General features: G+C 71.1%; 22 protein-coding genes and 3 pseudogenes. 14 read left to right on the top strand and 11 right to left on the bottom strand.

From position 1 onward, the window contains the following. The first annotated feature begins 83 nt into the window (after positions 1–83). From P1P75_RS22990 to P1P75_RS22970, 5 genes and pseudogenes are all read left to right on the top strand, one after another. Positions 84–2,585 carry a CBM35 domain-containing protein gene (locus P1P75_RS22990; RefSeq protein ID WP_319258305.1) on the top strand — a complete coding sequence of 834 codons (2,502 nt, stop codon included), beginning with the start codon at positions 84–86 and terminating at the stop codon, positions 2,583–2,585. 447 nt (positions 2,586–3,032) lie between these two features. Then, positions 3,033–3,614, top strand: coding sequence for a hypothetical protein (locus P1P75_RS22985; protein WP_319258312.1), 582 nt, complete (start codon positions 3,033–3,035; stop codon positions 3,612–3,614). 120 nt (positions 3,615–3,734) lie between these two features. Next, positions 3,735–4,175, top strand: a complete 441-nt coding sequence (locus tag P1P75_RS22980) for an OsmC family protein (protein ID WP_319258303.1) — start codon at positions 3,735–3,737, stop codon at positions 4,173–4,175. Positions 4,176–4,650: 475 nt separating this feature from the next. After that, positions 4,651–6,362: pseudogene (ctaD, locus tag P1P75_RS22975) on the top strand (cytochrome c oxidase subunit I). Further along, positions 6,359–6,730 carry a hypothetical protein gene (locus P1P75_RS22970; RefSeq protein ID WP_319258301.1) on the top strand — a complete coding sequence of 124 codons (372 nt, stop codon included), beginning with the start codon at positions 6,359–6,361 and terminating at the stop codon, positions 6,728–6,730. Before ctaD ends, P1P75_RS22970 begins: the two are co-directional and overlap by 4 nt. Before the next feature lie 66 nt (positions 6,731–6,796). Here P1P75_RS22970 and P1P75_RS22965 read toward each other — a convergent pair whose 3' ends face one another. The 6 genes from P1P75_RS22965 to P1P75_RS22940 form a co-directional block, all read right to left on the bottom strand. After that, positions 6,797–7,648, bottom strand: coding sequence for a cytochrome c oxidase assembly protein (locus tag P1P75_RS22965; RefSeq protein WP_319258298.1), 852 nt, complete (start codon positions 7,646–7,648; stop codon positions 6,797–6,799). Further along, positions 7,645–8,127, bottom strand: a complete 483-nt coding sequence (locus P1P75_RS22960) for a DUF2243 domain-containing protein (protein WP_319258295.1) — start codon at positions 8,125–8,127, stop codon at positions 7,645–7,647. The genes P1P75_RS22965 and P1P75_RS22960 overlap by 4 nt, the downstream gene beginning before the upstream one ends. Positions 8,128–8,224: 97 nt before the next feature. Beyond that, positions 8,225–8,662, bottom strand: coding sequence for an SPW repeat protein (locus P1P75_RS22955; protein WP_319258310.1), 438 nt, complete (start codon positions 8,660–8,662; stop codon positions 8,225–8,227). Between the two features lie 344 nt (positions 8,663–9,006). Further along, the gene (locus tag P1P75_RS22950; RefSeq protein ID WP_319258293.1) at positions 9,007–9,441 is read right to left on the bottom strand and encodes a nuclear transport factor 2 family protein; all 435 of its coding nucleotides are present in this window, start codon (positions 9,439–9,441) and stop codon (positions 9,007–9,009) included. A 2-nt stretch (positions 9,442–9,443) separates the two neighbouring features. Further along, entirely contained in the window at positions 9,444–10,250 is an 807-nt protein-coding gene (locus tag P1P75_RS22945; RefSeq protein ID WP_319258291.1) for an MBL fold metallo-hydrolase, read from the bottom strand. Between the two features lie 267 nt (positions 10,251–10,517). Continuing rightward, positions 10,518–11,012: a MarR family transcriptional regulator gene (locus tag P1P75_RS22940; RefSeq protein WP_319258289.1), complete on the bottom strand. Its 495-nt coding sequence runs from the start codon at positions 11,010–11,012 to the stop codon at positions 10,518–10,520. A 494-nt stretch (positions 11,013–11,506) separates the two neighbouring features. Between P1P75_RS22940 and P1P75_RS22935 the strand changes: the two genes are divergently transcribed. Then, entirely contained in the window at positions 11,507–11,845 is a 339-nt protein-coding gene (locus P1P75_RS22935; protein ID WP_086768727.1) for a MerR family transcriptional regulator, read from the top strand. Between the two features lie 76 nt (positions 11,846–11,921). Here P1P75_RS22935 and P1P75_RS22930 read toward each other — a convergent pair whose 3' ends face one another. Further along, positions 11,922–13,340, bottom strand: a complete 1,419-nt coding sequence (locus P1P75_RS22930; protein ID WP_319258285.1) for a DEAD/DEAH box helicase — start codon at positions 13,338–13,340, stop codon at positions 11,922–11,924. Between the two features lie 337 nt (positions 13,341–13,677). Between P1P75_RS22930 and P1P75_RS22925 the strand changes: the two genes are divergently transcribed. Continuing rightward, the gene (locus P1P75_RS22925; protein WP_319258283.1) at positions 13,678–14,265 is read left to right on the top strand and encodes a rhomboid family intramembrane serine protease; all 588 of its coding nucleotides are present in this window, start codon (positions 13,678–13,680) and stop codon (positions 14,263–14,265) included. A gap of 357 nt (positions 14,266–14,622) precedes the next feature. Beyond that, on the top strand, positions 14,623–15,033 hold the full coding sequence (locus P1P75_RS22920) for a DUF1360 domain-containing protein (protein WP_319258281.1): 411 nt from the start codon (positions 14,623–14,625) through the stop codon (positions 15,031–15,033). Positions 15,034–15,074: 41 nt separating this feature from the next. Here P1P75_RS22920 and P1P75_RS22915 read toward each other — a convergent pair. Further along, positions 15,075–15,275, bottom strand: a pseudogene (locus P1P75_RS22915) (response regulator transcription factor); the annotation flags it as partial. A gap of 69 nt (positions 15,276–15,344) precedes the next feature. Beyond that, positions 15,345–16,223 (bottom strand): annotated as a pseudogene (locus P1P75_RS22910) (LysR family transcriptional regulator); the annotation flags it as partial. An 84-nt stretch (positions 16,224–16,307) separates the two neighbouring features. Between P1P75_RS22910 and P1P75_RS22905 the strand changes: the two are divergent. Continuing rightward, positions 16,308–17,198 (top strand): PhzF family phenazine biosynthesis isomerase, encoded by an 891-nt coding sequence (locus tag P1P75_RS22905; protein ID WP_319258279.1) that lies wholly within the window; start codon positions 16,308–16,310, stop codon positions 17,196–17,198. 41 nt (positions 17,199–17,239) lie between these two features. Here P1P75_RS22905 and P1P75_RS22900 read toward each other — a convergent pair whose 3' ends face one another. Together P1P75_RS22900 and P1P75_RS22895 are read right to left on the bottom strand one after the other, a co-directional pair. Then, entirely contained in the window at positions 17,240–18,331 is a 1,092-nt protein-coding gene (locus P1P75_RS22900) for a hypothetical protein (protein WP_319258276.1), read from the bottom strand. Positions 18,332–18,725: 394 nt separating this feature from the next. After that, the gene (locus P1P75_RS22895; RefSeq protein ID WP_319258273.1) at positions 18,726–19,451 is read right to left on the bottom strand and encodes a GAF and ANTAR domain-containing protein; all 726 of its coding nucleotides are present in this window, start codon (positions 19,449–19,451) and stop codon (positions 18,726–18,728) included. A gap of 375 nt (positions 19,452–19,826) precedes the next feature. Here P1P75_RS22895 and P1P75_RS22890 point away from each other — a divergent pair, with 375 nt between their 5' ends. The 5 genes from P1P75_RS22890 to P1P75_RS22870 all read left to right on the top strand — a co-directional run bounded on the left by P1P75_RS22890 (position 19,827) and on the right by P1P75_RS22870 (position 24,878). Then, on the top strand, positions 19,827–21,044 hold the full coding sequence (locus tag P1P75_RS22890) for a glutamate--cysteine ligase (protein ID WP_319258270.1): 1,218 nt from the start codon (positions 19,827–19,829) through the stop codon (positions 21,042–21,044). Positions 21,045–21,324: 280 nt separating this feature from the next. Then, positions 21,325–23,232 carry a hypothetical protein gene (locus P1P75_RS22885; protein WP_319258268.1) on the top strand — a complete coding sequence of 636 codons (1,908 nt, stop codon included), beginning with the start codon at positions 21,325–21,327 and terminating at the stop codon, positions 23,230–23,232. A 39-nt stretch (positions 23,233–23,271) separates the two neighbouring features. Continuing rightward, on the top strand, positions 23,272–23,682 hold the full coding sequence (locus P1P75_RS22880; protein WP_319258266.1) for a hypothetical protein: 411 nt from the start codon (positions 23,272–23,274) through the stop codon (positions 23,680–23,682). 54 nt (positions 23,683–23,736) lie between these two features. Further along, positions 23,737–24,522, top strand: a complete 786-nt coding sequence (locus P1P75_RS22875; RefSeq protein ID WP_319258264.1) for a hypothetical protein — start codon at positions 23,737–23,739, stop codon at positions 24,520–24,522. 44 nt (positions 24,523–24,566) lie between these two features. Beyond that, positions 24,567–24,878: an NIPSNAP family protein gene (locus P1P75_RS22870; RefSeq protein ID WP_319258261.1), complete on the top strand. Its 312-nt coding sequence runs from the start codon at positions 24,567–24,569 to the stop codon at positions 24,876–24,878. Positions 24,879–24,913: the final 35 nt, after the last annotated feature.

Raw genomic sequence — 24,913 nt, 5'->3', positions numbered from 1 at the left:
CCCCCACCCCTGCGCGAGCAAGCCGCAGGCGATCACGCCACCCCCGAACCGCCTTTGTCACCGCGGTACTTGGAGCAGCCGTCATGGCAGGCACCCTCCCCGCGGCGGGACCCGCGGCCGCTTCCCCCACTGTCGGCTTCGCTCGAACTGGAGGTACCGCCGTCCCGCAGCGCGTCACCGTCGACCTCGCCGCGTCCGAAGGCCCGGTGATGCACGGCGCCAACGGCACGCTGTACGGGCTCAGCGACGACGGCGTACCCAGTGACGCCGCTCTGGCACCCCTGAAGATCACCAGCATCTCGCAGAAGCCGGAGGGCGGCGCCCAGCACCCCAACGGTGACGCGCTCACCGTCTCCAAGTCGTTCTTCCGCAACGGCGGCGGCGAGATCAACGTGATGATGCAGGACATCTACGCGAAGTGGCCGTACGAGGATCTGGGCATCGACGACTACCTCCCGAAGGTCGACAAGATCGTCAGGGAGGTGGCGGCCGATCCGAACAGCGACCGGTTCGTCTACATCCCCTTCAACGAGCCCGACCAGATCTGGTACAACCTCGGCACCTCCGACCCGGCGCAGTACGCGGCCAACCGGGACCGGTTCCTCAAGGACTGGAAGACGGTGTACCAGCGCATCCGCGCGATCGATCCGGACGCCAGGATCGCAGGCCCCAACGAATCCGGTTACCACACGCGCCTGTTGACGGACTTCCTCACCTTCGCCAAGCGCGAGAACGTCCTTCCCCAGATCATGACCTGGCACGAACTGGACTCCAGCTCCCTTCGCAACTTCCAGGGGAACTACGACACCTACCGCTCGATCGAGAAGACCCTCGGCATCTCCCCGCTGAAGATCAACATCGACGAGTACGCCAACCGCCGCGACCTCTCCGTACCGGGCCAACTCGTGCAGTGGGTCTCGATGTTCGAGCGCAACAAGGTGTACGCCAACCAGGCCTACTGGGACGCCGCCGGAAACCTCGACGGCAACGTCGTACGCAGCAACATCCCCAACGGCGGCTGGTGGTTCTTCCGTTGGTACGCCGGGATGACCGGCGACACGGTCAAGGTGACCCCGCCGCAGGCCGACACGATCGACACCCTCCAGGGTCTCGCCTCCGTGGACACCGCACGCCGTCAGGCGCAGGTCCTGGTCGGCGGCGCGGCCGGTGACTCCGACGTCGTCGTGCGCAACGTCTCCCGGTCCGTGTTCGGCCGTACGGTCACCGCGACCGTCGCCGAGTCCGCCTGGTCCGGCTACGAGGGACAGCACGCGACGCCGCGCGTCCTCGCGCGCACCAAGGTCGAGGTGGCGGCCGACGGTTCGGTGACCGTCCCGCTGCGCGGCATGCGGAAGATGTCCGCGTACCGCGTCGTCCTCACCCCGGGCGGCGCCGGCACCCCGTCCGCCGCCACCGTGCCCTGGTCCGCCTCCTACGAGGCCGAGGACGCCGCCATCACCGGCGGCCAGGTCTACACCCAGGGAACGGTCGGCAACGCCAACGGCTACGCGGCCTCCGGCACCAAGGACGTCGGCTCCCTCAACCAGGCCTCCAGCAAGCTCGACTTCACGGTGACGGTCCCCGCCGCCGGGACGTACGACCTCGCGATCCTGTACGGCAACCAGGCCGGGACCCCCGCCACCCAGAAACTGTCGGTCGACGGAGGCGACCCGGTCACGGTCACCTATCCCTCCACCGAGAACTGGACGTACCGCGCCAAGAAGGATGTCACCGTCCAGCTCCCGGCGGGCACCCACGTCCTGACCCTGGCCAAGGGCGACGCCGAGGTCACCCTCGACCGCATCGACCTGACCGCCCGAGCCGGCGCGCCCTCCGCGTCGTACGAGGCCACGCTCGCCGACATCAGCGGAAAGCCGTCGTACGACTACGCCTCGTCGGCCGGGACCGGTACCGGCACGCTCGTCCTGCGCTCCGGCGACAAGGCGGTCTTCGACGTCTACGCACCGGGTGACGGTTACTACACGGTTGTCCCGCGTGCCTCGGCGGCGGTGCGGCTGGAGCTGCACGGCGAGAAGATGACCGCGGCACCCGGCAGGGCGCTGAGGCTGTACCTCGTGGCGGGCAACAACCGCCTGGCCATGACGGCCGGACACGCCGGCGTCCGCTCCCTGGACGTCTCGGGTTCCGGATCGACCGTCGGCACTCTCTCCTACGAGGGCGCCTCGGCCACCCTCGCGGGCGGCGCCCGACTCGTCGACTCCGCCCACGCCTCCGCCGGCTCCTTCATCGGCTGGCTCGGCAACAGCCCCACCAGCACGGCCGAGTTCACGGTCGACGCACCCAGGGCCGGCCGCTACCTCCTGGTCGTCCACTACGCCCACAACGAGCGGCGCGACAACGGCCACTCGTACAACACGGACATCATGTCCCGTACGGCGGACATCACGGTGGGCTCGGCCGCGCCACGCGAGGTCACCTTCAAGAACACCTGGAGCTGGGACGACTACTGGACGCTGAGTGTCCCCGTCGACCTGAAGGAGGGCCCCAACAAGGTGATGTTCCACAACGCGAGCGCGTGGGCACCCAACATCGACCGCATCGAACTGGGCCGCGTCATCGGCTGACCCCGCCCGCGGACCGTACCGCCCTTCCCCGACACCGGTGCCCCGGCGCGCGTGAGCGCACCGGGGCACCGGCCTGCGGGCCCACGTCCCTCCCGGGTCGCTCAGCCGAGCCGGACCGTGAACGAGCACCAGGCCGTCCACGCCGATTCGGTGGCCGGGAGGAGCTGGTGGAAGTCTGGAGGATCGAGCCGCCCGTCGGGACCTCCCGAGTGGCTGTGCCGCCGTATCACCCAGATCATCGGTAGGGGGCCCCTGGCCCCACCTCATGAGGCGGGCGTCGAGCGCCGCGAGTACCGCGGCTGCCGCCGGCGGCCGGGTAGCGGCAACCGGTCGGCCGCACCCGTGAGGCCATGTGCTGCGAGACGCGGGAGGACCGCACCGATGGACACGCACCGGACCAGGACGACGTCGCGACGAAGGCATCCGGCGGACCGGCGGCGTACCGCCATGGCGACCGCGGCGTTGGCGCTCGTCCCCGTCCTCGGCATGACGGCGCTCACCGCATGCGGCTCGGACGACGACGGCGACGCGAGTCCGTCCGCGAACGTGCGGCCCTCGGCACCGGACACCGCCTCCTTCACCGGAGCGGCGCCGTCCGCCCTGGAATCGCTCGCGGAGTCGGCGAAGGCGTCGCTCTCCGCCGCCGCGTCCTCCGCCTCGGCCCGTGCCTCGGAGTTCGAGGCCTCGGTGTCGGCGGACGTCGCCCGCGCCAACGCCGCCGCCGAGAAGGAGCTGAAGGACGTCGACGGCCGGGGCAACGCCACCGCCGACGTCTCCCTCACCGGCAAACCGCGAGCGGAGACCGGCGGTCTGCTCGCCGTCGTCGTGCACATCACCAACCGTTCCGACGACACCGCTTCCTACGCCGTCCAGGTCGACTTCCGCGACCCCGACGGCAAAGTCGTCGAAACCCGTTACGTCGGCGCGGAGGACCTCGCCCCGGGTGAGCGGGTCCAGCCCCTGGCCATCAGCCGAAAGCCCTCCGAGCCGCAACTGACGCCGGAGATCGCCAAGGCCCAGCGGTACTGAGCCGCCCGAGCCGTGCTCCCTACGGCGGCACGGGAACCTGAGGCGTACGAGGGTGACGCCCGCCGTCGGCCGGTAGAGCTACCCGGCGAAGACGCGTGCACGCCCACTACTGTCCGTCGCATGACCGAAAACACCCTGCGCTCCGTCACCGTCGAGCGGACCGCCACCGGACACTTCACGGCCACCAATGCGCGCGGCGGCACGATCAGTTTCAGCACCGGTTCCGCGGACGGGGGCGAAAACGACTTCACTCCGGTCGAGCTGCTGCTCGCCGCCCTCGGGGGCTGCTCGGCCGTGGACGTCGACGTCGCCACCGCCCGCCACAGTGAGCCCACCGAATTCACCGTCACCGTGACCGGCAACAAGATCGGCGACGAACACGGCAACCGGCTGACCGACCTCGCGGTCACCTTCTCCGTCGCCTTCCCCGACGACGAAGCCGGCGCCCGCGCCCGGTCGATCCTGCCCCGAGCGGTCAAGGTCTCCCACGACAGGCTCTGCACGGTCAGCCGGACCGTGGAGACCGGCACGCCCGTCACCGTGACCGTCGAAGACGCCTGAACCGGCCGTCCTTCGGGGTCGTCCCGTCTGGCGGAAGCCCGGGGTGACCCAGGGTGAGGACGAGGACCTGTCCCACTTCGGGTCGGCGGGGACGGCTCGCCACCGGCATGGCCGGGCATTTCGGGCATGCGGGCCACGTCAACCGCCTGGACCCCGTGGCCTGCCGAGCCACGGAGCCCTCGGAATGTCTGGGAGACAGGCTCCTGCGCCTGTACGGTCGCCGGGAGCCGGGCCGGACAGCCTGACGCCGCGTTCGGGGGATTGTGTCCATCGTTCGGCTGAGAAGGGGACGCGGCCGGGCGTGGTGCCGAAACAGCGGGAGTGGATTCCGCTGGGCTGGATAGACACGGCCTCACCCGACCCGCGCACACTCCCACCCGAACTCCCGCTCGACCAGGACCAGGACCAGGACCAGGACGTAACCCTCAACGCGTCTCCGTCGACCGGGACCACCCAATGCCGACCGAGGAATCTGATGGCGACCCATACCGAGCCCGTCGCTCCCGTGCCCGCGGCCGAGCGCCGCGGCCAAGGTGAAGTGATCGTCACCTGGCTGACCACGACCGATCACAAGAAGATCGGTCACCTCTACCTGATCACGTCGTTCGGCTTCTTCCTGATCGGTGGAGCACTGGCTCTGGCGATCAGGGCGGAGCTGGCCAGGCCAGGACTGCAGCTGCTGTCGAACGAGCAGTACAACCAGGCGTTCACCCTGCACGGCACGGTCATGCTGCTGCTGTTCGCCACACCGACCTTCGCCGGGTTCGCCAACGCGGTCATGCCGTTGCAGATCGGTTCCCCGGATGTCGCCTTCCCCCGGCTGAACATGCTCTCCTACTGGCTGTTCCTCTTCGGAGGCCTGATCGTGATCAGCAGCCTGATGGTCCCGGAGGGCGCCGCGGACTTCGGCTGGACCGCCTACACGCCGCTCAGCGGAGGCGAGCGCACCACCCAGCTGGGCGGTGACCTGTGGGTCATGGGGCTCGCACTGGGCGGGTTCGGGACGATCCTCGGCGCGGTCACTTCATCACCACCATCATCTGCATGCGCGCACCGGGCATGACGATGTTCCGGATGCCGATCTTCACCTGGAACGTGCTGCTCACCTCGGTGCTGGTCCTGCTCGCCTTCCCCGTCCTGGCAGCCGCCCTCTTCGCCCTGGAGGCGGACCGCAAGTTCGGCGCGCACATCTTCGACCCGGAGAACGGCGGGGCCATCCTGTGGCAGCACCTGTTCTGGTTCTTCGGCCATCCCGAGGTGTACATCCTGGCCCTGCCGTTCTTCGGCGTGATCACCGAGATCATCCCGGTGTTCTCCCGTAAACCGATCTTCGGCTACATGGGTCTGGTCGGTGCCACCCTCGCCATCACCGGTCTGTCCGCGACCGTATGGGCTCACCACATGTTCGCCACCGGGGCGGTGCTGCTGCCCTTCTTCTCCTTCATGAGCTTCCTGATCGCCGTGCCTACCGGGGTGAAGTTCTTCAACTGGATCGGCACGATGTGGAAGGGCTCGATCTCCTTCGAGCCACCCATGCTGTGGGCGGCCGGCTTCCTCGTCACGTTCCTCTTCGGGGGACTGACCGGAGTCCTCCTCGCCTCGCCGCCCATGGACTTCCACGTCACGGACAGCTACTTCGTCGTCGCCCATTTCCACTACGTCCTGTTCGGCACGATCGTCTTCGCGATGTTCGGCGGATTCAGCTTCTGGTGGCCGAAGATGACCGGCACGATGCTGGATCACCGCCTGGAGAAGATCCACTTCTGGACCCTGTTCGTCGGCTTCCACACCACGTTCCTGATCCAGCACTGGCTCGGCGCCGAAGGCATGCCCCGCCGCTACGCCGACTACCTCGCCGCCGACGGCTTCACCGCCCTCAACACCATCTCCTCCATCGGAGCCTTCCTTCTGGGCCTGTCCACCCTCCCCTTCCTCTACAACGTCTGGCAGACCGCGCAGAAGGGGCAACGGGTCGAGGTCGACGACCCCTGGGGCTACGGCCGCTCCCTGGAATGGGCCACCTCCTGCCCCCCGCCGCGCCACAACTTCGTCACCCTGCCGCGCATTCGGTCCGAGTCTCCCGCCTTCGATCTGTACCACCCCGAACTCGCCCATGTCGAACAGCAGGTGAACGCCGGCCGGCGAGACGCCATCGACGCCGAAGACCACAAGGGGGAACCGCGGTGAAGCATGGGTGGCACCCCGCACCCGACGGGCGGGACAGCGTCCTGGCCGCCGAAGCCGAGGGCTACCTTCTGGCCCGCGTCCACCGCGAACAGGCCCAGCGCGAAGCCGAGGACCTCTGCGCCCGTCTGCCCTGGCTCACCACCGCCCAGGCCGAGGACGTCGCCCACCACTACATCCGGCAGCGCAACCAGCTGACCCGCCTGATGTTCCAGGAGACGCTCCGCCGAGCAGCCCAGCTCCGGCAGGAGTACGAGCGCCGGTACGCCGTCCTACGGCGGGACCTGCTCAGACGCCACGCCTCGGTCGCCTCCGCGGTCCTGGCCTGCGCCGCCGGACTGAGCGCCGCGGCCGCCGTGGTCGCCCGCTAGACCGCCGCGGGCGGCGCCCCGGGACGTCACGGACGCTGGGTATACCGGGCGCGGGCGGGTGGGACATCACGCCTTTGACCTCGCGGCCGGGACCGACGCGAGGTCCTCGCCCCGTTCCCGGCCGGAGCGACGGGCGTGGGCACGTCCCCTGGCGCCGTACCACTGGACGGCGAGCGCGGCGGCCAGTGCTACCTCGACGAGGTCACCGCCGTAGTACATCAACCGGGCCCCGGTGTGCAGGTCGTGGTGGGCGAAGGACGTGCCGGGCGGTGGTGCCCCGTACAGCCCCTTGGCGAGCACGGAGTGGGCGGCGCCGACGGCCAGCACGGCGGTGCCACGCGCCGCGAGGCTCCAGCGGCGGCGGACCGGATCGAGTTGGCAGACCGAGAAGGTGAAGATCAGCCCGGCGGCGAGAACGTGCACGTGCGTGACGACGCCCAGCACGGGGTGCTGGTGCGTGGCGGCGAGGAGTCCGGTCCGGCACAGCAGCCACAGCCCGCCGACGTCCACCAGCGCCGCCACGGGCGGGGAGAGGAGTACGGCGACGGCTCTTGCGTGGGCTGCCCGCAGCAGGCCACGCCGCACCCTGCCTGGAGGCAGGAGCCGCAGGGCCAGGGTGAGGGGTCTGGCGAGAACCAGCAGCAGCGGGGCGACCATGGCGACGATCAGGTGGTGCGCCATGTGTCCGGTGAACGGCCCGCCCGGCGTCTCCGCCGACATGGCCCAGCCCATGGCGCCGCAGCCGGAGGCGAAGGCCACATCGCGCGCCCACGGCCAGGCGTCCCCGCGGCGGCGCAGTCGCCGGGCGCTGAGGAGGTACACCGCGGCTGCCGCCACAGCGGCGGCATCCGAGCAGAGTTCGGCGACCGCGCCCCACTCGGCGACGGCGGCTCCGGGGTGAACGTGGACGTGCCTCACCTCCTCGGTCCTGTTCTGTCGCGGCGGGCCGCGCGCACGGTCAGGGTGCCCCCGACGAGCAGGAGGACCAGGCCGCTGAGGTTCCATGCCCAGTCGTAGGGGGTGACGTCCACCCCGTACCGGATCTGGTGCACCCGCAGCACTTTGTGGTCCACGATGCCGTCGAAGACCTGGAAGAGACCCAGGCCGAGGAGGACGCCCGCCCGTAGATGCGCGGCGGCCAGGACGCCATGGCGCAACAGGTCGGCGCAGAGGAAGGAGCCGGCGACGAGAGCGAGGAGTTCAGCGGAGTGCAGCAGGCCGTCGGAGAGCAGACCGACACCGGTGGTGGACCGGTCGTAGAAGTGGTGCCAGCCCAGGAGTTGGTGGAAGACGATCTCATCGGCAGCGGCCATGACGGCCATGCCGATCAGGAGGCCTGCCACCAGGGACCTCCGTCGCTCGGGACGCGGGCCGCGGCCGGTGGGCGGGGAGGTCATCGATCGTCCCCGCCCTCGGCCGGGTGTCCCGCGGCACCCTCATGAGGTGCTGTGCTCCTGCGCGGCACTCGGACGGTTCCTCGCACCGCGACCGGGCCTACATGTCACGGTCGCGTCGGGGCGACCGTCTCTCCCGGGCGACGGCGCTCGCGGCCAGCGCCAGCAGGAGGCCGATGACTCCGACGATGACGTTGTTCACGACGGTCCGGGTGGTACTGACGTCCCCGGCCACCGCCCACGGGGCGATGATCGTCCACAGGCTCAGCGCACAGGCGGCCCACGCCATGCTGTGCGTGCGTTCGTAGGCGCGGCCGAAGCCGCCGCTCATCAGCAGCGCATAGCCGATACCGACGATCAGGTTGTTGACCGCCAGCGCGGACAGGCCGCTGAAGCCCGCGATCCACGGGGAAGCCGCGAGGTACACACCGGTGAGGAAGGCGAGGGCCTCGACGGCCTGCGCCATGGGGGTACTGGTGGCTCGTTCCGCCATCTCGTGTCGGGCACGCATGGCGACGATGTCGGGATGGGTCTCCATCGACGACCTGGGAGTAGTGGTCACTGCGTTCACCTCCGGAGCTTCCGGTCGGTCTTTCGATGCCGACGGGTACCCCCGCTGTCCCCAGCTCCAACCGCCACGGAGGAGGCGCTCTTTCCGCCGCCGGGATCTCGACCAGGAAGCCTGGCGCGTCCCCGCGCCTTGCGACCGGGGCCCGGGTGTGCGACGTACCGCCCCCCGTGGTGGGAACGCCGGCGCGTGCGGCACGGCCCCCGGCTACGCCCGCCCGGACGCCGCCCGTCCCCGTCCCCGGCCGGGGTCCGTGTCCGGGCGGCGCGCCGTCGGGAGCCGTCGCAGCTGCCGTCGGCCGTGCACCGCCGCCGTTACGCGTCGGGGGTCATCGCGTCGCGCACGAGCGCGGTGTCCACGAACTGCTCGAAGCGGACGATCCTGCCACCCCGGACGACGAAGTGGTGCGCCACCCGTACGGCGATGTCCTTGCCGGTGGCCTTGTTGGTGGCCGTGTAGCGGGCGAGGACGACGACGTTCTCACCGTCGACCACATAGGTGTCGTCGTGGGCGGTCCACCCGTCCCAGTCCTGGCCGAGTTTCTCCATGACGTTCGAGGTGACGCCGTCGGGGGTGCGGTAGGTGCCGGCGAGGGGGAAGCCTGCCATCTCCGTCCACTCCACATCGGGGGCGAGCGTGGCGCGCAGGGCCTCCAGGTCGCCGGCGGCAGAGGCCAGGTACTGGCGGCGTACGACGTCGGCGGGGGTGGTGGAGGCCGCGAGGTCGGTGCGCGGTGAGGCCGTGGTCATGGTCAGCCCCACTTCATCTCGCCCTTGGCGACCTTGGCGCCGAGCTGGGCGGCGATCAGCATGCCGTGGTCCGGGAAGCGCTTGACGAGCGCGTCGGTGAGCGCTTCCCCGTCGGCGGCCTCGCCGAGTTCCTCCTCGAAGGCGAGGAGGTAGTCGCGGGTGGCGGTGATGGCGGACGCGTCGGCCGCGGTGTCGGGCAGGCGGTGGCCGGGGACGACCAGCTGCGGGTCGAGGGCCGCCATCTCGTCGAGGAGCTTGACCCAGGCGGAGCGGTCCTCGGGGGTGGGCGTGTCGGCGACCCAGACGTGCTCCTGCTGGAACAGCAGGACGCCGCCGAGGAGGGCGCGGTGCTCGGCCTGCCACAGGTAGTGGCGGTCGGGCAGTTGGGCGGGGCCGCCGTTCAGCTCGAAGCGGTTGCCCTCGACGGTGAGGTCGTCGGTGACCGGTACGAGGTCCACGAGACGGGTGGGCAGGTTAGGGCCGAGCGCCTCCCAGGCCTTGAGCTTGCCCTCGTAGGAGTGCTGGATGTGCTCGATGACGATCGGGGTGGCGACGAAGGTGGCGTCGGGGAACGTGTCGGCGAGGACCTCGGCGCCGAAGTAGAAGTCGGGGTCGCCATGGCTGATGAAGACGGTGGTCAGCGACTTGCCGGAGTCGAGTACCGCGGCGGCGAGCCGGTGGCCGTCGGCCCGGGTGAAGCCGGCGTCGACGAGCAGGGCCTCGCTCTCGCCGGTGACGAGGGTGGCGGTCTTGTTCTTGCTGCCGGCGGGGAAGTCGAGGTCCAAGACCTGGAACGACAGGGTGCTCATGGGGCTCCTCGGAGACGAGGCGAAGGGGGAGCGTGGCAGTGGGCCGGGTCGGCGGCTGCCGGGGCGTGAGACCAGGAACCGCGTACGGACGACTCGGACTCAGGCGCTCGGGCTTCAGGCTTCCGAGGCGTTTCGGCGACGGCTCGACAGCCTGCGGAGTCCGCCCGGTTCCGGTCCACATGAGGCAACAGTATCTGACTCGTCAGATAATTCAACGCGTGGCGGTGCTGGTGTTCTCCGATGTCCGCGGCCGGCGGGCCGCGTCGCTCAGGGCAGCAGCGGCAGCGAGTCGCGGGCCGCGTGGCTGAGGATGCGCAGGTCCTCCGCGAAACGCTCCCGGTGGGCGGCGGGCAGCGGCTCCAGGAGGTACCGCTTGACGTTCTCGACGTGGAGCCGGGAGATGCGTACGGCGGAGCCCTCGCCCAGCGGGGTCAGCCGGACCAGTCGGCCCCGCCGGTCCGCCGGGTCCGTGACGCGCTCGACCAGGGCGGCAGCCTCCATCCGGTCCACGAGACGGGTCGCACCGCCCGTGGTGAGGACCTGCTCCTGACTGATCGTGCGCATCGACAGGCCCGGACGACCCGCCCGCGCCAGGATCAGCAGCACCTCGTACATGAGGTGGCTGATCCCGCTCTCCTGCTCGATCTTCCGGCCCAGGATGTACTCCAGCCGGTTCGCGGCCCCTTGCAGCCGCCCGAAAGCCAGGACCAGTTCATGGTCGGCCGCCTCCTTGGCGGTCGAGATCTCCTCATGCTCGCCCATGGCACCTCCGTACGTTCGACACGCCGGAACCTACCGTGCCCGGCGATCCGACGTTCCGGCGACCGGCCGTGACGGCGCCGGGGGAGGCGCGGCGGGCCTCCCCGACCCCCGGTCGAAGAAAATCTGTCATGGCGGCGGTAGACATTGAGATGTGCGGGAGCTAGCGTTGTTTCTGTACTCAGGAAGCCGAACCAGGCGGCAGGACGAGCTGCCGCTCAGAAGTCGTAAGTACCGAAACCGCGCAACCGAATGAGGTGAGGAGCAGACGCCATCAGGATCGCCCGGGTGAGGACGAATCACCGCCCGGGTGCCGCAGGCCCCAGATCGGAAGGTGGTCCACGGTCACGCATTTGCGATCCCCGCAGTCCCGCCCTCGCGGGCGGGCAGGCGGAACAAAGAGGCCGGCGCAGGTCAGCCGGTAGATGGTGTTGAAACCTCGGGGCCCGGGCGTCAGCGTCCGGGCCCCCCGACGCGTCCTTGGAAAGAAGAGGTCTGTGCCCCCTGCTGGTCCCCGTACCCCCGACCCGCTCGATGACGACGACTATCCCGCCTACACCATCGGCCGGGCCGCCGACATGCTCGGCACCACCCCCGCGTTCCTTCGGGCCCTGGGGGAGAATCGCCTGATCGAGCCCCTGCGCTCCGAGGGCGGCCACCGCCGCTACTCCCGCTACCAGCTGCGCATCGCCGCCCGCGCCCGGGAACTCGTCGACGACGGCACCCCCATCGAGGCCGCCTGCCGGATCATCATCCTCGAGGACCAGCTGGAAGAGGCAAGGCGCATCAACGAGGAACTGCGCACCCAGGCGGAACGGCGGAAGACCTCGGCCTGACCCGCGAAAGCCCCTGAGCGGCGCACCGCCCGTGCCTCGTCCCCCGTGTCCTCGTCCCCCGTGTCCTCGTGCCTCGTCAGCGGCCCTTGCGCACCCGGGCCGCCGCACGGGCCTCCGCGGCCTTGCGGGCGTCGGCGGTCCTGCGGGACTCCTTGGCGGCGCCGGCCGGCCGGGTGCCCATGCCACGGAACGGGGCGTTGCCGCCGGTGCCCTTCGTCCCGGCCGGCGGGCGCTTCGCTCCGGTGATGGCGGTCAGCGCCGCCTCACCGGAGCGGACCTGCGTGACCGTCGGCCGGATCCCGGCCTCGGACATCATCCGGTTCACGTCGCGCCGCTCGTTGGGCGTGACCAGCGTGACCACGCTGCCGGACTCCCCGGCGCGCGCCGTACGCCCGCCACGGTGCAGGTAGTCCTTGGCGTCGGCCGGCGGGTCGACGTTGACGACGAGGTCGAGGGCCTCGATGTGGATGCCGCGCGCGGCGACATTGGTGGCCACCAGCACGGTGACCTCGCCGTTCTTGAACTGGGCCAGCGTGTGCGTGCGCTGCGGCTGTGACTTGCCGCTGTGCAGCGCAGAGGCCCGCACCCCACTGGCCCGCAGGTGGCGGGTGAACTGATCGACGGCGGCCTTGGTGTCCAGGAACATCAGCACCCGGCCGTCCCGCGCGGCGATCTCCGTCGCGGTCGCGTACTTGTCGGCGGAATGGATGTTCAGGACATGGTGTTCCATCGTGGCGACCGAGCCGGCCAGCTGGTCGACCGACGCGAGAACCGGGTCGTGCAGGTGGTCCCGCACCAGCTGGTCGACATTGCGGTCGAGCGTGGCGGAGAACAGCAGCCGCTGTCCGTCGGCAGGGATCTGGTCGAGGACGGCCGAGACCTGGGGCAGGAATCCCAGGTCGCACATCTGGTCCGCCTCGTCCAGGACCGTGATCCGCACGTGGTTCAGATGACAGTCCCGGCGCGACAGCAGGTCGGTGAGCCGTCCCGGCGTCGCGATGACGACCTCGACGCCGTCCCGCAGCAGCGCCGTCTGCTTGTTGATCGACAGGCCGCCGACCACCGTCGCCAGCCGCACCCCCAGCGTCCGCGCGTACGGCTCCAGCGCCTCGCCCACCTGCTGGGCGAGTTCCCTGGTCGGCACCAGGATCAGAGCCCGCGGGCGCTTCGACTCCGCCCGCCGGCCTGCCGCACGGACGAGGAGAGCCAGGCCGAAGGCGAGCGTCTTGCCGGAGCCGGTACGCGCCCGGCCGAGGACATCGCGGCCGGCCAAAGCGTTGGGCAGGGTCGCGGCCTGGATCGGGAAGGGCTCCGTCACCCCGAGGCCGGTCATCGCCTCCAGCAGCTCCGGCGGCAGACCGAGCGCGTCGAACGACGCGGCCGGCGGCAGACCGGGGGCGACGGGCTGGGGTGTGGCGAGGTCACCCTGCGGCGCCGTCGCCGACCGGCGCCTTCCGGCATGCGGGAGTCCGGGGGCCGGCGACTTCGCGTTCATGGGAAACCTTCCTCGGTGTGAACGCCCGGAACGCGCCGGGGTCCGTACCCGTTGGTACGGACCCCGGCGGTGTCGAAGCGTGTCCCCATTTTACCAGCGGCCGCGCGGCGGGCGCCGGGACGGAGGCGGTGCGGGGCGGAGCGGATGTGAACAAGGCGCACGAGGCTGGAACCACGACGAGCCCTCCCTGCGTTGGAGCAGTAGAGAGGCGAGGAACGTGTCCTGGCCTGGCGGCGGGTGAGTGGTGCGTCGTGGCCGGGACGCGAGGGCATCGGAGGGGGTTGCTGTGGTGTACGGATCGGACTTCGGTGCCGGACCGCAAAACGGACCGTACGGCGTGACGCGCGCCGCACCCGAACCGCGGCGGGAGCGTGCCCGCGACGCGGCCGTGCTCGTCGCCGGGTGGGTCGCCCTGCTGTGGGTGCTGGAGATCATCGACGCGATCAGCGGCCACGCCCTGGACACCTACGGCATCTCGCCACGGGAGTTCGGGGAGCTGCGCGACGTCGTGCCCGCCGCCTTCCTGCACTTCGGCTTCGACCATCTCGCGGCGAACAGCCTGCCGCTGCTGGTCATGGGTTTCCTGGCCGCGCTGTCCGGCATCCGCCGCTTCCTCTCGGTCGCGGCCGTGATCACCCTGGTGAGTGGCCTCGGCGTCTGGCTCACGGCACCGGCGAACTCCACGACCGCGGGCGCATCCGGCGTCGTCTTCGGCCTCTTCGGCTATCTGGTCCTGCGCGGCTTCGTCGACCGCCGTATCGGGGACGTGCTCGTGGGCCTCCTCGTCGGTGCCGTCTACGGGTCGATCCTGTGGGGAGTCCTGCCGACGGCGACCGGAGTCAGCTGGCAGGGGCATCTCTTCGGCCTGATAGGCGGCGTCACGGCCGCGGTGGTATTCCGTAGGACTCCCGACCGCCTGGCGTGAGCCGTCTCCGGCTGGGACGCCGGGTGGGTTCGGCGACCGATGGGAGGGGGGCGCCTTACGGGTACCCGGGCCGGCATGACACCGAAGCGTGATCACGCCTGGAACCCGGAGACGGGGCGGTGCCGGCACCGCCCCTCGGGGCCCAGCGGTACCCACTCGCCGTAGCCGATCACGGCACGCGGGGCGGGTTCCTTACGGGACTCTGACGTACGTCCGGTATCCCTTCACGGCTGCTGTCACCTGAGCGACTCTGATCACGCAACCCCTGCCCGCCTTTGCCGCATCCGGCAGGGAGGGCCGTGCCGCGGTGTAAGGAAGCGGCCGCCGCGGCAGGGCGGCCCCGGACACGGTCACCCCGTGTCCGGGGCGCGTCCGGGCGTCGCGCGACGCAGGGAACCGCTCCCGGACCCGCACCGCGTCAGAGCCCGCCGCCGCTGCGGTGAACACGGCGCACGAGGCGATTCCGGCCCCACCAGGGATGCGTCGGCCGGAGTCGTATGGCACCTTGGTCCCAGGTCCTGGCCCGTCACTTCCACCCCCGTGGTGACGGGCCAGGGTTTTCCGCGGGTGACTACCTGGGGTACTCGCCGCGCACCGGCCTGCCCGTTCTGCTTGAGCGTCTGGGTGGCCGCGACCCTGACCGGGAGCCAGCTGCTCTGGCCGCGCGCCACCCGGACAGCCATGGGAGGGCTCACCGCGCCGGCCGGGGCGGACGCGCTCCAACTGGCCTGCGCAGCCCTGGCGGACAAGGCCACCGAGGGCGAGTAGAGCCCTCTGCGTTGCGGTCCCGGCCACGCTTGCGCCTGGCGTCAGGAGCCCGGAGCCGGGCGCGGTGCGACGAGGCCATACTGGTAGGCGATGACGACGAGCTGGGTGCGGTCGCGGGCGTCGAGCTTGGTCATGGCGTGCCGGATGTGGCCGCGGACGGTCAGCGGGCTGACGCACAGTGCGCCGGCGATCTCGGTGTCGGATTTTCCGTGCGCGGCCAGCGTCATGACTTCACGCTCGCGCTCGGTGAGGCTTGCGAGGCGTTCGGGCGGGGCGAGCGGCTGGTCGTCCGGCGTCGCCGGAAAACCGGGCAACTGCCGTACCAGTTCCCGGACGAACGTCTGGGTGGCCGGTGACGTCCACCGTCGGCGGTGCCGGGCCAGCCGTACCGGAACATCGGCGAACCGCGGCCCGTCGAGCCGCACCAGCCGGCCCTCGCCGAGGTGGTCCCGCACGGTCGTCAGGGGCAGCAGGGTCACACCCAGTCCGGCGGTCACACAAGAACGCGCCGCGTCCACGCTCCCGAACCGGGTCAGGCGTGGGCGGGCCCCGGGTACGGCGAGCAGCCGCCGTTCCAGTGCGTCGCTGTAGGAACAGCCCTGCTCCAGCAGGAAGACGCTCTCGGCGGCGAGGTCTGCCCAGGCCGGCGCGTCGGCCCGCGCGGCGAGGGGGTGGCCGGGGGAGCAGACGAGGGCGAGGGGCTCGCGGGCGACGGCTTCGCTCGTCACATCGGGGAAATCGGTTTCCTCCTCCAGCAGCAGGGCCACGTCCAGGCGCCCGGACCGCAGTCCCTCGACGCACTGCGCCGTGCCGCCGGCGTACAGCTGGACGTCCACCTCGGGGTGGTTCGTGCGCAGGGCGGCGACCACCCCCGGCAGCCGGGTGGTGCACAGCGACTCGGGGGTACCCACGACGACTCGTCCCCCTATGGCCCCGGTGCCGTCGCCGTCCGCCCGCAGCCGCGCCACCGCGTCCAGTACGTCCTCGGCTCTCTCCAGCAGCCGTCGACCGGTATCGGTGAGCAGCGCGCCCGTGGGCAGGCGGTCGAACAACCGGGCGTCGAGTTCCCGCTCCAGGGCGCGGATGTGCACGGTGACCGTGGACTGGGCCAGATGCAGCTCGGCGGCGGCGGCCGTGAAGCTGCCCGTGCGGGCGAGTGTCCTGAAGGTGTGCAGCAGGCGGGTGTCCACGCGCCCAGGGTATGCCGTATCCCGATGGACAGAATAGAAACCGATCGTTGGACTCGATCGTCTGCCGATGGCAGGGTGGCGGACATGAGTACCACCGCCGACGGGACGAGCCCCGTCAACGACCCACAGCCGCCCGTCGAGATCCTGCGCTACACGGCCTTCACCCACGATCCCACCGGAGGCAATCCCGCCGGTGTCGTGCTCGACGCCCGCGCACTCGACGACGCGACGATGCTCGCGATCGCCGCCCGGGTGGGCTACTCCGAGACGGCCTTCGTCACCAGCCGAGACGAGACGAACCGGCGGTTCGGCGTCCGCTACTTCAGCCCGCTCGCCGAGGTGACCTTCTGCGGGCACGCGACCATCGCCCTGGCCGTCGCCCTCGCCGAGCGGACGGGCCCCGGTGAGATCGTTTTGAACACCCCGGCGGGCGAGATCTTGGTGGCCACGGCATCGCAGGACGGCGCCGTGCTGGCCACGCTCACCAGCGTCGCCACCCGCTCCCGACCCGCCGAGAGCACCGAACTGGACGCGGCACTCAAGGCCCTGGGCTGGGAAGCCGGCGACCTGGACCCGACGCTGCCCCCGCACGTCGCGTTCGGCGGCAACGACCACCTGGTCCTGGCCGCCGCCACCCGGGCGCGACTGGCCTCACTGGACTACGACTTCGACGGCCTTGCCGAGGTGATGCGCCGTCACGACTGGACGACCGTCCACCTGGTGTGGCGGGAGTCGCCGGAACGCTTCCACGCCCGGGACCCGTTCCCGGTCGGTGGCGTCGTCGAGGATCCCGCCACCGGGGCTGCCGCCGCGGCGTTCGGCGGATACCTCCGCACACTCGGCCTCGTCACCGCCCCGACCAGGATCAGCATCCGCCAGGGAGAGGACATGGGCCGCCCCAGTGACCTGCTGATCGACGTGGACCCCCGGAACGCCCGCACACGCGTGACGGGAAGAGCCGTGCCGATCGGCTAGAGGAGCCGTGAGCCCGGTGCCGGGGCTCGCCGGCCCTGCGGTCAGGATGCGGGCATACGCCGAATCACCCTGCCCTGGGCGTCGGTCTCCAACGAGGCGGTGCCGTCCGGGCCGGTCACGCTGACCCTGATGGTGAGGGCGCCGGTGAGACGGTCGGCGGTGAGCTGCCAGGACTGCGGTGAGCCGACGCCGAGGCCGAAGGCCTCCTCCACCAGGGCGGGGAAACGCTCGTACGGCAGGGAACGCGGGGCGAAGTTCGGGGCCGCCCCGGCGCCGGTGGGAGTGAACACCACCGACAGGAGCCGCTCCTGCACGACGACGGTGAGTGCCGTGCGCTTCACGTCGTCCTGGGTGAGGGAGTCGATGGCACGGCGCAGTTCCCCCTTGTCGAGCATGGACCGGCCGGCGTCGACGGTGACCGTGCCGGTCGCCGACGAGGTGACGGTCGTGGAGGACGTCCGGGTCACCGAGGGCCTGTCGGAAGAGGGCGGCTTCGCGGCGCCCTCCTCGCCGGACAGGTCGCCGCGGAACAACAGGATCACGGCGGCGGCGCCGAGCAGCAGGCCGAGGAGACCGACGAACCCGAACGCGCAGCCCTCGGGGGGCTCGCTCACCATGGCGGGTCCGGGCGCGGAGTCGAGGCGGGCGCCGGCCGCCCGGCTCCGCCACTCCGCTGTCGGCCGTTCAACGATCTCGACCTTCCACGGCCGGTCCGGCGGGTACCGGACCACGACGATGCCACGCGGCCGGTAGTCGGGGAGGTCGACGAGATTGATGTGCTGCACGATGTCGACCCGGTACGCCGACGCGTCGTGCGGGGCGACCGTCAGCTCGAACCGGACCGGTATGTCGCCCGTTTCGCCCCCGATCGCTCTGAGATCCTCGATCATCGCGAGCGCCGTGACCGGTGCGACGGCCGCTTCCCTGGCGCGCCGAGGGGCGCCGGCCAGGTAGAGGAGCAGGCCGTGGACCGCGGGCAGGACCAGTCCGCCGACGAACAGCGGGACGCGCTCGATGACGGCGCCGACGACGAGAGCGGCCAACGACGCTCCGCTCACCCCACCGGTCAGAAGACCTCGTGCGAGGGCGACCGGGTGGTGGTGCGTGGGCCGCGCGCTCTCGGTGATCGCCATGCGGCGATTGTGCCGTGCGGGGAAGACGGCCGGAAGATGCCCGGCCGGCTGTTCACGGCTCCACGTCCGACCTGTTCACGCGCTGTTTCGCCGTTGCTCGCGAGGAGCCACTGGCGGGCGCCCGATGGCGCGTCCGGTGCTCAGCTCAGGATCAGCAGCACGGTCAGGGCGACGAGCAGGGAGTCGATCCGGTCCAGGAGGCCGCCGGATCCGGGCGGCCGGTGACCTTGGCCCCGGTGCCTCTCTTGATCATGGATTCTGGGAAGACCGGCCGCGACTGAGCCGAGCGACACGTTCGGCCTGAGTACGCGTACTGAAGCGTGGGCGTTCATGGCGTGCGGGTGGGCGGCGCCGGCACCGCGATCGTGCCATGAGCCACCGCGTCGGCGTGCTGTCAGGGCCTGGGCCGCAGTTCAGGGGTGGCCGGGGGGCGGCCCGTCAGATTGGTGACGAGTTCGGTGCAGAGGTCGCGGAGTCTGATGTTGCGGTGCTGGGAGGCCGAGCGCAGGATGTCGAACGCCTCGTGGGCGCTGCACCGGCGTTGGCCCATGACCACGCCGAGGGCTTGGTCGATGACGCTGCGGGACTGCATGGCGGTCTGGAGCTGCTCCGCGAACTCCTGGGTGTCACTGATGCGTTGGGCCAGCGCGATGCCGCCGGTGGCCTGGGCGGCCAGGGACCGCAGGGCGGCGAGGTCGGTCCGCTGGAAGGCGTCGGGGGGACCGGCGTAGAGGTTGAGGGCGCCGGCGGTGTGGGTGTGGGCGGCGATCGGCAGGGAGAAGGAGGAGTGGATTCCGCAGGACACGGCGTAGGCGGGGTAGTCGCCCCAGCGGCGCTCGTCGAGCATGTCGGGGACGGAGACCTCCGCGTCGGTGCGCAGGGCCTGGAGGCAGGGGCCGTCGTCCTGCCCGTACTGCTTCTCGTCCAGTTTGGGAGCCACGGGGCCCGCGCTGACCACGGTGACGGGCCGGCCGTCGCGCTGCAGGGTGACTCCGGCGCCCTCGGCGCGTGACAGCTCCAGGGCTGCGTCGGCCAGCGTCTGGAGGAAGTCCTCGAGCGAGTCGGTCTGCAGCAGCCACTGGGTGATGTGGCTGCCGTCGTACGCGTCGTCGGCATTCATCGTGTGTTCCCTCGCGAAACCCCGGGCCCCGTGGTTCGGCATCTGTCGTGCCACCGGGGTCGACGGAGTCCAAGGTCCGAAGGAACAACCTCCAGTGCGTCCACTGCCTGGCACCGGCCGGTGGCCGGCGTGGCGTGGCCTGTCTCTCACGCTACTCCTGCGCCGGCGTGGGTCCGTCCCGGAGCGGGTGGCGGCCGACGGCCGGCGGGCGGCACCAGGCAATTTCACCGAACCGACGCTCATATGTGACACCTGCACCACATAAGCGCATGATCGAGGCTTATGTGCGCATATGACGGGAACTCGGCGTGGGCAGTGGTCGCCGCGGGGTCTCCGGCCGGGCGGGCGATCGTCCGGTGCGGATGAGGGAGAGCCGTGGCCGTTCGGATAGGGGTAGAGGAAGAATTCCATGTGCTGGACATCGAGAGCGGGCTGCTGGTGCCACGCGCCGGCGAGGTCCTCGGCCGCCTGCGCCTCAGGTCCGATTTCACCGCCGAGCTGCAGCGGTCCGCCGTCGAGTGGAACAGCGCGGTGCACGCCTCCCTGGACTCCCTGCACGCCGACCTGGTCAAGGCACGGCTCCGGCTCGACGCGGCAGCCTCCGGCCTCGGACTGGCCGTCGTGGCGGCCGGGACCGTGCCTCTCGCGCGAGTGACCCCGGGCGATTCCACCCCCGACCCCCGCTACCGGCACATGGCCGACGCATACCGGCAGGTCTCCGACGAACACCTCGTGTGCAGCGCCCAGGTCCATGTCGACGTGCCGGATCGCGACACGGCCGTACGGATCATGTGCGCGCTCTCGCCCTGGCTGCCCCCGCTGCTCGCCCTGTCCGCCAGCTCACCGTTCTGGCTGGGCACGGACACCGGATACGCCAGCTGGCGCGCCATGCTGTGGCAGCGGTGGCCCACCTCGGGACCGGCCGGCTGCTTCACGGGAGCCGACGCGTACGACGCCACCGTCACCGGGCTGGTCCGCTCGGGGGTGATCAGCGATCCGGGGATGGTCTATTACGACGTACGGCCCTGCGATCACCAGCGGACGCTGGAACTGCGCATCTGTGACGCCTGCCCGCGTGCCGAGACGGTCGTGCTCGTCGCGGGCCTGTTCCGCGCCCTGGTCGAGGACGCGCGTGCCCGGCTGGAGGAGCCCGCCGGCCGGGGCGTCCTCTGCGACGGGCGGCACGAGTGGCTGCGGGCCGCGGACTGGCGGGCGGCCCGCGCGGGCCTGGAGGGCGAGCTCGTCCACCCGGATACCCGGCTCGCCGAGCCCGCGGCCGCCGTCCTGCGTGACATGCTCCGGCGGCTGCGTCCCGCCCTGGAGGCGGCCGGTGACTGGGACGTCGTGCGGGTCCTCATGGACGAAGCCCTGGCGCGGGGCAGCGCGGCGCACCGGCTGCGCGGGGTCGTCGAGCGCGAGGGGCTGCTCGCGGGCGTCGCGACGCTGGTCGCCGAGACCCGGGGCGAGCGCCGGCCGGGCCCGTCACCCACGGCGGCACGCCGGCCGGGCCCGGCACTCACGGCCGTACACAACACCGGCACAGCGGCTGGGGCCGTAGCTCCCGGCTGGGGGAAGAGAACCGTCGGCGGCTGACTTAGCGACTCCCGAGCGCCCGCGTCCAGTGGATTCACGGTCTTTCACTCCATCGCAGCAACTGTGGGCACAACCTGTCCCAGCGGCATCTCAACGGCAGTACTTTTGCCGCCGCATCCCTCGACACGGGACTGACCGGCCGTCATGCTCGTCACCCCGTGCGGGGTCGTCCGTGGGGTTCGGCCGCACGGCGGTGTCGCCGATGTTCCCGCCTCGTCCGCCCAACCGCACGATGCCGCAGGGGAATTGACCGACCATCAGGGGGAACCAGGTGTCTGGGGTGAGCCTTCCGGAACACCGGTACAGCCGCACGGAGGCCACGCGCCTGCTGTGTGCCGGTGTCTATCAGGACGCGGGATTCCGACGTCGTGTCATCGAGGAACTGCTCGACCACCGCGAGCGGCCGGTCGCCCCGCCCAACGGGATCGACGTCCTGCCCGTCCTCGCGCACGCCCTGCGGGTGACCCGGCAGGAGGCGCGCGCCGCACTGCTGATGCTCGGGGCCTGGGTGGGCTTCTTCCTCTCCGACGTGATCATGTTCTGGGACAGCCTCTCCGACCGCTGGGGCGACGGCGCCGACGTCCGTTTCAGCGATGTCGTCGTCGCGTTCTTCGAGGGCGACGACCGGCTCACCGACGGGATGCCCCTGCCCTGGTCCGTGTTGTACGCGATGGTCTGCCTGGCGCTGTGGTTCGCGCACACGGCCCGCGGAGGCGGCAGCGCCGCCCGGTCCGCGGGGTTACCCGACCCCGTGGCCAAGGCCGCCGACGGCGCCGGTTCCCTGCTCTCCCTGGGGGCCGCCGCATTCGCCCTCTTCTACTGGTACCACTACGTCTTCGGCGTACTCGGCGGCGGCGTCCAGACGCCGTACCCCCTGCTCTTCCCCCTCACGATGGCGATCATCGCCTGGTGGTACCAGACCTGGCAGCGCAAGAACCTGTGCCGCCGACTCGCCCGCTGGACCTTTCCCACCGCCGTCCAGCCCGAACTGCCCGCGGGACACCTGTACGAGAGCGTGCGCGACGACATCCGGCGCGAGCAGGAGGCAGCGCTCACGCTCTACGGCGACGACAGCCCCTTCGTGGGCCTCGGGGAGCAGGGGACTCCCTGGTCGTTCGCGATGGAACTGCGCAAGCGCACCCGGCAGGCCGGCGAGGCAGACAGCGCGGCGGCCGGCCCCGGAACGAAGGACGATGGCGCGCTGCCCCGCCAGACCGGCAGCACCGACGGCGCTGCCCCGCCCGACCGGAACAACAGCGCCGACGGCGGAGCACCGTCCCACCCGATCAGCGGCCCCCTCACCGCCGACTCCGCGCTTTCCATGATCGAACCGCAGCTGACCCGGCTGCGCGAGTCCGCCGCCCTGAGCGGCCGGGACCGCCTCCGCGAACTGGAGGTCGAGCGGTTCGTCTATCTGCCGGGAGGCGTGGCACGCGACGAGGAACTCGAGGTCGGCGGAGTCCCCGACCCGGCCGCTCCGCCTCATGGAGCGGGCCAACGGCGCGGCCGGCCCGTCTACGACCCCGCCCAGGTCGCCGCCCACCTCCGCGAAGCCGTCGACGAGGGCGGCGAGGGCCGACGGGTGTTCCTGCGCGTCCGCGTCGGCGCCTGGCACGAGCAGGTCGTCGTCACCGTCCTCGTCCGCGTGCACACCCAGGGCCGCATGCTCATGCTCGAAGTGCTGCCCTTCGTCCTCAGCCCCGTCCGCAGGGAGTTCCGCGCCGTCGACACCTTCGTGGACCGGCTCCCCGAGACCTGGGTCCGAGCGGCACTGCGCGCCCTGCGGCAGGCGCCCGTGGTCGCGGTCGACACCGGTGTCGGTGGACTCGCCACCCTGCGCAACACGCTTGTGGCCGGCTGGAAGGACACACAGGGGCTCCCGGACGTGCCGAGAGTCTCGCTGCGCGAAACGGTGAGCACCAACCGCCTGTCGGCCTTCCAGCGGATGGACAGCACCCGCTACGTGAAGACGATCCAGGAACGCATCGTCAACGGAGTCCGGGAGGCCCTCAAGGCGCACGGCTACCGCACCGAGGAGTTCGAGCAGCACGTCTACCAGCTCAGTGGCGGCAGCGTCTTCATCAAGGACATGTCCGGCGGCGCGGTGGCCACGGGCAGCCACGGCCGCGCCGCCCACCACGACGGCCCGCCGTCCCCGTCGGCGACCCGCGCCGACCACACGCCCTGAACACCCGAAACCGTACGCCCTGAGAGAGGGGACTCCCAGATGCCGAGCAGTCCAGACAGCGGTCCGGAGCAGCCGTCGAGCAGCGGAGGCGGTGTGAGCATCGGCTCGATGACCGGAGGGTCGATCGCCACCGGCAGCCACGGTACGGCGACGTCGTACAACACCACAGGCGCGGGACCGGACCCGCGTCACGCCGAACTCCTCGCCGCCATCCGCGACTTGCGCGGAGCGCTGCCGGCGGTCGCGGACCGCAGCGAGGTGGACGCGGTGCTCGACGGCGAACTCGCCGAGGCGGAGGCCGAGATCGTGGCGGCGGGTACCGCGGGCAGCGGCCGGCTCGCCCAACTGCTGGGCGGAGTACGGAGTTGGCTGGGTTCCCAGGGCGCCGCCGTCGGCGCGGTCGCCTCGGCCACCGCCGTCGTCCAGGGTGTCGCCCAACTGCTCGGCTGATGAGTGGATCACACCCGATGACGGACACGCCACGGGGGCACGGAGGAGGCAGCGATGAGAGTGTTCGACACCGAACGGCAGGAGTGGGCCGGGTCACGGCGTGAACGCCTCTTCCACACCGAGCAGTACCTCGACCTGCCGCGCCAGCGGAACGTCCTCCAGCGCACGGCGGTCGTCCTCGCCGTCTGCGCGGTGGCCTTCGGCACCTGGGCCCTGGCCTGGAAGGACGAACCGAAGCCCTACCGTCCGCCCGCCGAGGAAGGGACCGTCGAACCGGGCGTGACCGACGACGGAGTCCCGGGGGAGGAGACGACGGCCACTCCGACCGTGACGACACCGGCCTCGCCGCCCTCGGGCTTCCTGGACCCGGCCGACCCGGAGGGCTTCCGCATCGCCCTGCCCGAGGGCTGGTCCCGCGAGAGCAGCCCTTCGCAGTACGGCATCGACATCGTGGAGTACCGCGCTCCCGACGGCATCCGCCGGGTCCAGGTCTTCCAGCTCATGGAGGACTCCGCGCACTCCTCGGTGGTGGAGGCCCAGAAGACGGCGAGCAAACTGGACGGCTACCAGGAGATCCGCCTGGAGCACGTGCCGGACCCGTCCGGGAACGAGGCGGCCGAGCACGAGTACACGGCGGACGAACTCAGCGGCGAACCCACTGCCGGCTCCGCGTACCACGTCATCGACCACCGCTTCGAGGCCGCCGACGGCGAGAACTACGCCCTCATCGTCTACGGCGCACAGGGCGACGGAACCGAGGACGAACGCGCACTGCTCGACACGGCCCGCGCATGGTTTTGCCCACCGTCCATGGAATGCCCGGCCCCGGAGCCCTCCTGATCGCCGCCCTCGGGCTCCGGCGTGTGACGCGGCATGATGGAGCCATGATCACGATTCATCTGAAGTACGAGATCGACGCCGACAAGCTCGAGGACTTCGAGGAGTACGGCCGCCGGTGGGTCGGGCTGGTCAACCGCTTCGGCGGGACGCACCACGGCTACTTCCTGCCGAGCGAGGGCGACAGCGACATCGCCTACGCCCTCTTCTCCTTCCCCAGCCTCGCCGCGTACGAGCGGTACCGCGCGGACAGCATGGAGGACCCGGAGTGCCAGGCCGCCTTCGAGCTGGCTCGCAGCACCCGCTGCATCAAGCGGTACGAGCGCCGGTTCCTGCGGCCGCTGGACGGCTTGGCGTAGCCGGAGCCGCAGCCAGGGCGGGCGGGGGAGTCAGG

Origin of the sequence: Streptomyces sp. ID05-39B, assembly GCF_033794725.1 — a bacterium.
GTDB lineage: Bacteria > Actinomycetota > Actinomycetes > Streptomycetales > Streptomycetaceae > Streptomyces > Streptomyces bobili.
Note: the sequence above shows the minus strand (reverse complement) of the source record. Positions and strands in the feature narration are given on the sequence as shown.

Bases quoted from the DNA above. Each gene is read 5' to 3' on its own strand.
- P1P75_RS22880 (WP_319258266.1), top strand. From the start codon at position 23,272: ATGCCGAGCAGTCCAGACAGCGGTCCGGAGCAGCCGTCGAGCAGCGGA.
- P1P75_RS22945 (WP_319258291.1), bottom strand. From the start codon at position 10,250: ATGAGCACCCTGTCGTTCCAGGTCTTGGACCTCGACTTCCCCGCCGGC.
- P1P75_RS22990 (WP_319258305.1), top strand. From the start codon at position 84: ATGGCAGGCACCCTCCCCGCGGCGGGACCCGCGGCCGCTTCCCCCACT.
- P1P75_RS22905 (WP_319258279.1), top strand. From the start codon at position 16,308: ATGAGTACCACCGCCGACGGGACGAGCCCCGTCAACGACCCACAGCCG.
- P1P75_RS22950 (WP_319258293.1), bottom strand. From the start codon at position 9,441: ATGACCACGGCCTCACCGCGCACCGACCTCGCGGCCTCCACCACCCCC.
- P1P75_RS22985 (WP_319258312.1), top strand. From the start codon at position 3,033: ATGGCGACCGCGGCGTTGGCGCTCGTCCCCGTCCTCGGCATGACGGCG.
- P1P75_RS22870 (WP_319258261.1), top strand. From the start codon at position 24,567: ATGATCACGATTCATCTGAAGTACGAGATCGACGCCGACAAGCTCGAG.
- P1P75_RS22900 (WP_319258276.1), bottom strand. From the start codon at position 18,331: ATGGCGATCACCGAGAGCGCGCGGCCCACGCACCACCACCCGGTCGCC.
- P1P75_RS22960 (WP_319258295.1), bottom strand. From the start codon at position 8,127: ATGACCTCCCCGCCCACCGGCCGCGGCCCGCGTCCCGAGCGACGGAGG.
- P1P75_RS22980 (WP_319258303.1), top strand. From the start codon at position 3,735: ATGACCGAAAACACCCTGCGCTCCGTCACCGTCGAGCGGACCGCCACC.
- P1P75_RS22930 (WP_319258285.1), bottom strand. From the start codon at position 13,340: ATGAACGCGAAGTCGCCGGCCCCCGGACTCCCGCATGCCGGAAGGCGC.
- P1P75_RS22895 (WP_319258273.1), bottom strand. From the start codon at position 19,451: ATGAATGCCGACGACGCGTACGACGGCAGCCACATCACCCAGTGGCTG.
- P1P75_RS22955 (WP_319258310.1), bottom strand. From the start codon at position 8,662: ATGGAGACCCATCCCGACATCGTCGCCATGCGTGCCCGACACGAGATG.
- P1P75_RS22875 (WP_319258264.1), top strand. From the start codon at position 23,737: ATGAGAGTGTTCGACACCGAACGGCAGGAGTGGGCCGGGTCACGGCGT.
- P1P75_RS22940 (WP_319258289.1), bottom strand. From the start codon at position 11,012: ATGGGCGAGCATGAGGAGATCTCGACCGCCAAGGAGGCGGCCGACCAT.